Annotated in this window: 5 protein-coding genes and 1 pseudogene; 1 reads left to right on the forward strand and 5 read right to left on the reverse strand. The window is 61.4% G+C overall.

Features of this window, described 5'->3' with window-relative positions; all coding sequences use genetic code 11:
• Positions 1–211: 211 nt before the first annotated feature.
• Entirely contained in the window at positions 212–859 is a 648-nt protein-coding gene (locus tag ACTD9P_RS29220) for a TetR/AcrR family transcriptional regulator (protein WP_438870363.1), read from the reverse strand.
• A 159-nt stretch (positions 860–1,018) separates the two neighbouring features.
• Here ACTD9P_RS29220 and ggt point away from each other — a divergent pair, with 159 nt between their 5' ends.
• Positions 1,019–2,743, forward strand: a complete 1,725-nt coding sequence (gene ggt, locus ACTD9P_RS29225) for a gamma-glutamyltransferase (protein WP_438870364.1) — start codon at positions 1,019–1,021, stop codon at positions 2,741–2,743.
• On the opposite strand, the gene ACTD9P_RS29230 is transcribed toward ggt, so the two are convergent.
• The 4 genes and pseudogenes from ACTD9P_RS29230 to ACTD9P_RS29245 form a co-directional block, all read right to left on the reverse strand.
• Positions 2,737–3,858, reverse strand: a complete 1,122-nt coding sequence (locus tag ACTD9P_RS29230) for an FAD-dependent oxidoreductase (RefSeq protein WP_438870365.1) — start codon at positions 3,856–3,858, stop codon at positions 2,737–2,739. The two genes, ggt and ACTD9P_RS29230, sit on opposite strands and share 7 nt — an antisense overlap.
• Complete coding sequence (locus tag ACTD9P_RS29235) at positions 3,855–4,400, reverse strand: AAA family ATPase (protein ID WP_438870366.1); 546 nt, start codon at positions 4,398–4,400, stop codon at positions 3,855–3,857. The genes ACTD9P_RS29230 and ACTD9P_RS29235 overlap by 4 nt, the downstream gene beginning before the upstream one ends.
• Positions 4,397–4,960 carry a nicotinamide riboside transporter PnuC gene (gene pnuC, locus ACTD9P_RS29240; protein WP_017138825.1) on the reverse strand — a complete coding sequence of 188 codons (564 nt, stop codon included), beginning with the start codon at positions 4,958–4,960 and terminating at the stop codon, positions 4,397–4,399. Before pnuC ends, ACTD9P_RS29235 begins: the two co-directional genes overlap by 4 nt.
• Before the next feature lie 47 nt (positions 4,961–5,007).
• Positions 5,008–5,224, reverse strand: a pseudogene (locus ACTD9P_RS29245) (hypothetical protein); the annotation flags it as partial.

Here is a 5,224-nt window from a genome sequence, read left to right on the forward strand (position 1 = left end):
GTGTGTCAGAGACAGATGAATTGACTGACCCACCGCATTCGCGAGCAAGCCCGCTCCCACAGTTGATCGCATACAGTCCTGAACATGTGCTTTTCTGTGGGAGATGGCTTGTCGAATCGTCGCACCGCTGCGATGCAGGCACCTCGGTACATCAGGCACACTGAGTTGATGCCATCGCAGGCAAGCCAGCCCCCATAGGATGAACCGGTTTCTACAGTGAAATTGGCGTCACACCACGCAATACCAGATCACTGATAAACCCCAGCCAATCCTGCTGCTGCCCCTTGTCCGCCAGGTCTTCACCCAGAAACGAACTGAGCGTGTGGCGGTTGGAATTGTAGAAGTAGCACAGCGAGGCAATCATCAAATACACGTGCTTGAGGTCGATGTCCTGGCGAAACACACCTTGGGCCTGGCCGGCTTCGATAATCGGGCGCAACACGCCAACCGCTTCGCCCGACAGCCTGCGGATCTCGCCGGACTGCTGGGCGTGCTTGCCCTGGTGCAGGTTCTCGATGCTCAGGATCGCCACGAACTCGGGGTGCTTGACGTAGTAGCTCCAGATAAATGCCACCAGTTCGCGCAAGGCTTGCGCGGGGTCGCCCAGGTCCAGCTTGAGTGTGCGTTCGGCTTTATTGAACTGTTCGTAGACATGTTCCAGCACACAGACGAACAGGTGTTCCTTGCTGCCGAAATAGTAATAAAGCATGCGGTCATTGGAGTCGGCCGCCTTGGAAATGGTGTCGACGCGCCCGCCGGAATAACCGTCGCGGGTGAACACCTTGACCGCCGCCTGCAAGATGCGCGCACGTGTCTGGTCAGCCTGTTGCGCTCGAATTCCGGTCTTCTTGATCGCCATCACAAAGTGCCTTGCCGCCAGTCTGGGCGCGAAATATAACATGGGCATTTTTGCCGCCGTTCTATGACCGACAAGTTCTGTAATAAAAACGCCATTGCGCTGGGGATTGGATCCGAGTCGGGCTATTTTGGTGCACCTCAATAAATAGAGTAGCCATGGATGAAATACCAACCTTTCAACCGTACCTTGATTGCCACTGCGCTGGTGTTGACGGTCAGCGGTGTGCAAGCTGCGTCACAGGCCCCGGTGGCCGGTGAAAATGGCATGGTGGTGACCGCCCAGCATTTGGCCACTCATGTCGGCGTGGATGTGCTCAAGGCCGGCGGCAACGCGGTGGATGCGGCGGTTGCTGTGGGCTACGCGCTGGCCGTGGTGTACCCGGCAGCGGGCAACCTTGGTGGCGGCGGCTTTATGACCGTGCAACTGGCGGACGGGCGCAAGACCTTCCTCGACTTCCGAGAAAAAGCCCCACTGGCGGCCACCGCCGACATGTACCTGGACAAGGACGGCAAGGTTATCGATGGCCTCAGCGCCAAGGGCCACTTGGCCGTCGGCGTACCCGGCACCGTGTCCGGCATGGAAACTGCCCTGAACAAATACGGCACGCTCAAGCGCGCCCAAGTGATTGCCCCGGCGATCAAGCTGGCCGAAAACGGCTTTGAACTGGAGCAGGGCGATATCGACTTGCTGCACACAGCCACTGGCGAGTTCGAAAAAGACAAAGACCTGCGCGGGATCTTCCTGCATAACGGCCAGCCGATGCAGGTCGGCCAGAAACTGGTGCAGAAAGACCTGGCCAAGACCCTCAAGGAAATCTCCGCCAAGGGCACCGACGGCTTTTATAAAGGCTGGGTCGCCAAGGCGCTGGTGGATTCCAGCCAGGCCGGCAAGGGCATCATCACCCAGGCTGACCTCGACAAATACAAGACTCGCGAACTGGCACCCATCGAGTGCGATTACCGTGGCTACCACGTGGTCTCGGCACCACCGCCAAGCTCCGGCGGTGTGGTGATCTGCCAGATCATGAACATCCTCGAAGGTTACCCGATGGCCGACCTCGGCTATCACTCGGCCCAAGGCCTGCACTACCAGATCGAAGCGATGCGCCACGCCTACGTGGACCGCAACAGCTACCTGGGCGACCCGGATTTCGTCAAGAACCCTATCGCGCACCTGTTGGACAAGGACTACGCGGCCAAGCTGCGTGCCGCCATCGAGCCGCAGAAGGCCGGTGATTCCCAGGCGATCAAGCCGGGTGTGTCGCCCCATGAAGGCAACAACACTACCCACTATTCGATCGTCGACAAGTGGGGCAATGCGGTCTCCGTGACCTACACCCTCAACGACTGGTTCGGTGCCGGCGTGATGGCGAGCAAGACCGGGGTGATCCTCAACGATGAAATGGACGACTTCACCGTCAAGGTCGGCGTGCCGAACATGTACGGCCTGGTGCAGGGCGAAGCCAACGCCATCGCCCCGGGCAAGGCGCCGCTGTCGTCGATGAGCCCGACCATCGTCACCAAGGATGGCAAGGCAGTAATGGTGGTCGGTACGCCGGGCGGCAGCCGGATTATCACCGCGACCTTGCTGACCATCCTCAATGTCATCGACTACAAGATGAACATCCAGGAAGCCGTGGACGCGCCGCGCTTCCACCAGCAGTGGATGCCTGAGACCACCAACCTGGAAACCTTCGCAGTGAGCCCCGACACCCAGAAAATTCTGGAAAGCTGGGGCCATAAGTTTGCCGGTCCTCAGGATGCCAACCACTTGGCGGCGATCCTGGTGGGCGCGCCTGCGCTGGGCGGCAAGCCGGTGGGTAACAACCGCTTCTACGGGGCTAATGACCCACGCCGCAATACCGGGTTGTCACTCGGTTACTGAGGCGTGAGATGTTGATGCAGGTGGGCCAGGGACAGCGCCAGGCTGTCATGGGATAACTGGATGGCGGCGCCCTCGGCGCTGCCCTGGGCCGCCGGTATCACCCGCTCGAACATGTGGTTTTCATACGCCTGTACGGCCGCTGAGCAGTCAGGCGTGTGGAGCAGGTGCTGGGCCAGTTCGGCCGCATCGAGCATCGCGGCATTCACGCCTTCGCCGCCAAACGGCGACATCAGGTGCGCCGCATCGCCAATCAACGTCAACCCCTGGCGATGGCTCCAGCGATGGCCTACCGGCAGGGCGTGGATGTGCCTGGCCAGGACGGTTTCATTCGCCGCTTCAAATAACGCCAGAATGTCCGGGTGCCAGCCTTCGAACTGAGCCTTGAGTGCAGACAGGCTGAGGTGCTTGGCCGCCCAATCGGTCGGCACGCGAAAAATCGCATAGCCGCGCAGATGCGCGTTGGCGTTGCGCTGCACGATGATCGCCTTGGCGCCGCCTTGCACTTGCAGGCTGCCGCGTCCCACCAGCGTGGCAATGTGCGGGTGTTGGCGGTCGACATCATCGATGCCGAACTCGATAAACGTCAGCCCGCTGTACTGCGGCAGGTAGGGCGAGAGCAATGGGCGCAGTCTGGACCAGGCGCCATCGGCACCGACCACCAGATCGAAGGGGCCGTGGGTGATTTCGCCTTGATGCAGTGTCCAGCGTGCAGCGCCGGCCGGGCGGATTTGGTTGATGTTCACGCCCCATTGCACACAGCCTTCAGGCAGCGAGTCGAGCAGGATCTGACGCAATTGGGTGCGGTCGACTTCCGGGCGGTCGCCGTCATCGGGGTTGGGGTCTTCGAACAGCAGGCGGCCGTGTTGATCCATCAGGCGCGCGCCTTGGTCTTCATAGCGCGCGATACGCCGGAAGGCGACTTCCAGCCCGGCCTGTTGCAGCGCCAGTTGGCCGGATTCGACATGCAGATCCAGGGTGCCGCCCTGGGGGCGTTCCAGCGGCCCGCGTTCGCGTTCGAATACGCAGGCGGCCAGGCCGTGGCGATGGAGGGTACGTGCCAGGGTCAAGCCGCCGGGGCCGGCGCCGACAATGGCTATACGCAGTGAGCTAGTCATGCAAGTTGTCCTCGGCACGGCTGGGCGAGCAGTTGCTCGACGGCCTCAAAGGCTATGGCGCGGCGTGCTGCCCAGTCGCCACGAATCACCAGGGCAGGTTGGTGGTGCTGTTCGATCGAGTCCAGGCTGCCCTGGAAAAACACCCGGCGATCCGCCAACTCCGGCTGGCAGCGCTGGCCGTCGGCGCTCCATTCCACGTCCTCTGGGGACAGCAGCAGGTGCAGATCGTAATGGCGGGCCAGCAGTTCGTCATCCAGCCACGCCGGGTAGTCACCGAACAGGGTCTGGCTCCAGAGTTTATTGGTCAGCAGGTGGGTGTCGAGGATCAGCAGGTGAGGCTGCTCGGCGCGGGCAGCGTCTTCCCAGGCCAATTGGTCACGGGCGATGGCCGGGATGTCCGCCAGGGTGGTGTCACGCTGGTGATGGTCGATGAAATAGCGCACGTATTCACCCACCATCAGCCCACCGAAGCGGGCGTGAAGTTGCGCGGCCAGCCAGCTTTTACCGCTGGATTCGGGGCCGGCCAGTACCACCACTTTCATGCGTGCAACGCCGGGTCGGCGCGCCATTCACGCCAGCCTTGTACAGCGATTGCGGTGAACAGTGCGTAAAGTGCGGCCGTCAGGTACAGGCCTTTGTAGAGGAACAGGCCGACGAAGATCACGTCCACGGCGATCCACAACGGCCAGCATTGCACGCGTTTTTGCGCCATCCACATTTGCGCCACCAGGCTGAAACCGGTGAGTGCGGCGTCGAGCCAGGGTTGCGCGGCATCGGTCCAGTGGGCCATGGCGGCGCCGAGCAGGCCACTGAACACGGCACCGACGGTGAGGCTGACCATGATCGCGGACCAGCCCAGGCTTGTGACCTGGCGACCCTGCGCGACCTCACCGGCGCGGGTCCACTGCCACCAGCCGTAGAGTTGCAGGGCGGCGTAGACCACTTGCAGGAGCATGTCGGAATAGAGTTTTACGTCGAAGAACACCCAGGTGTAGAGCAGCACCATCACCAGGCCGATGGGCCAGCACCAGGGGTTTTGCTTGACCGTCAGCCAGACAGCGATCACCCCCAGGGCGGCGGCGAACAATTCAAGCCCGGACATGGCGGTTCCTTGGGAGAGTGGGAGAGGGCGATGATTGTAACCAGAGGTTAGGTATCTTCACAGTGGCGGGGTTTGAGGCGACCTGGGTGTGAGGTGGTTTGGTGTACATATCCGTTGCTGCGGTGATGGCTTCTATCGGTTCCGCTCTTACAGCGGGTCACTTTTGTAAAGACCGGAATGCCGGCCCAGACAAAAGTAACCAAAAAGTCTTCGCCCCACCACTCGGTGCCTCGCTTAGGCTCGGCATGCCAGAACGAAGGCTTG

Origin of the sequence: Pseudomonas onubensis (assembly GCF_965653655.1) — a bacterium.
GTDB lineage: Bacteria > Pseudomonadota > Gammaproteobacteria > Pseudomonadales > Pseudomonadaceae > Aquipseudomonas.

Excerpts from the sequence above, each read along its gene's own strand:
- pnuC (WP_017138825.1), bottom strand. The coding sequence starts at position 4,960 with ATGTCCGGGCTTGAATTGTTCGCCGCCGCCCTGGGGGTGATCGCTGTC.
- ACTD9P_RS29235 (WP_438870366.1), bottom strand. The coding sequence starts at position 4,400 with ATGAAAGTGGTGGTACTGGCCGGCCCCGAATCCAGCGGTAAAAGCTGG.
- ggt (WP_438870364.1), top strand. The coding sequence starts at position 1,019 with ATGAAATACCAACCTTTCAACCGTACCTTGATTGCCACTGCGCTGGTG.
- ACTD9P_RS29220 (WP_438870363.1), bottom strand. The coding sequence starts at position 859 with ATGGCGATCAAGAAGACCGGAATTCGAGCGCAACAGGCTGACCAGACA.
- ACTD9P_RS29230 (WP_438870365.1), bottom strand. The coding sequence starts at position 3,858 with ATGACTAGCTCACTGCGTATAGCCATTGTCGGCGCCGGCCCCGGCGGC.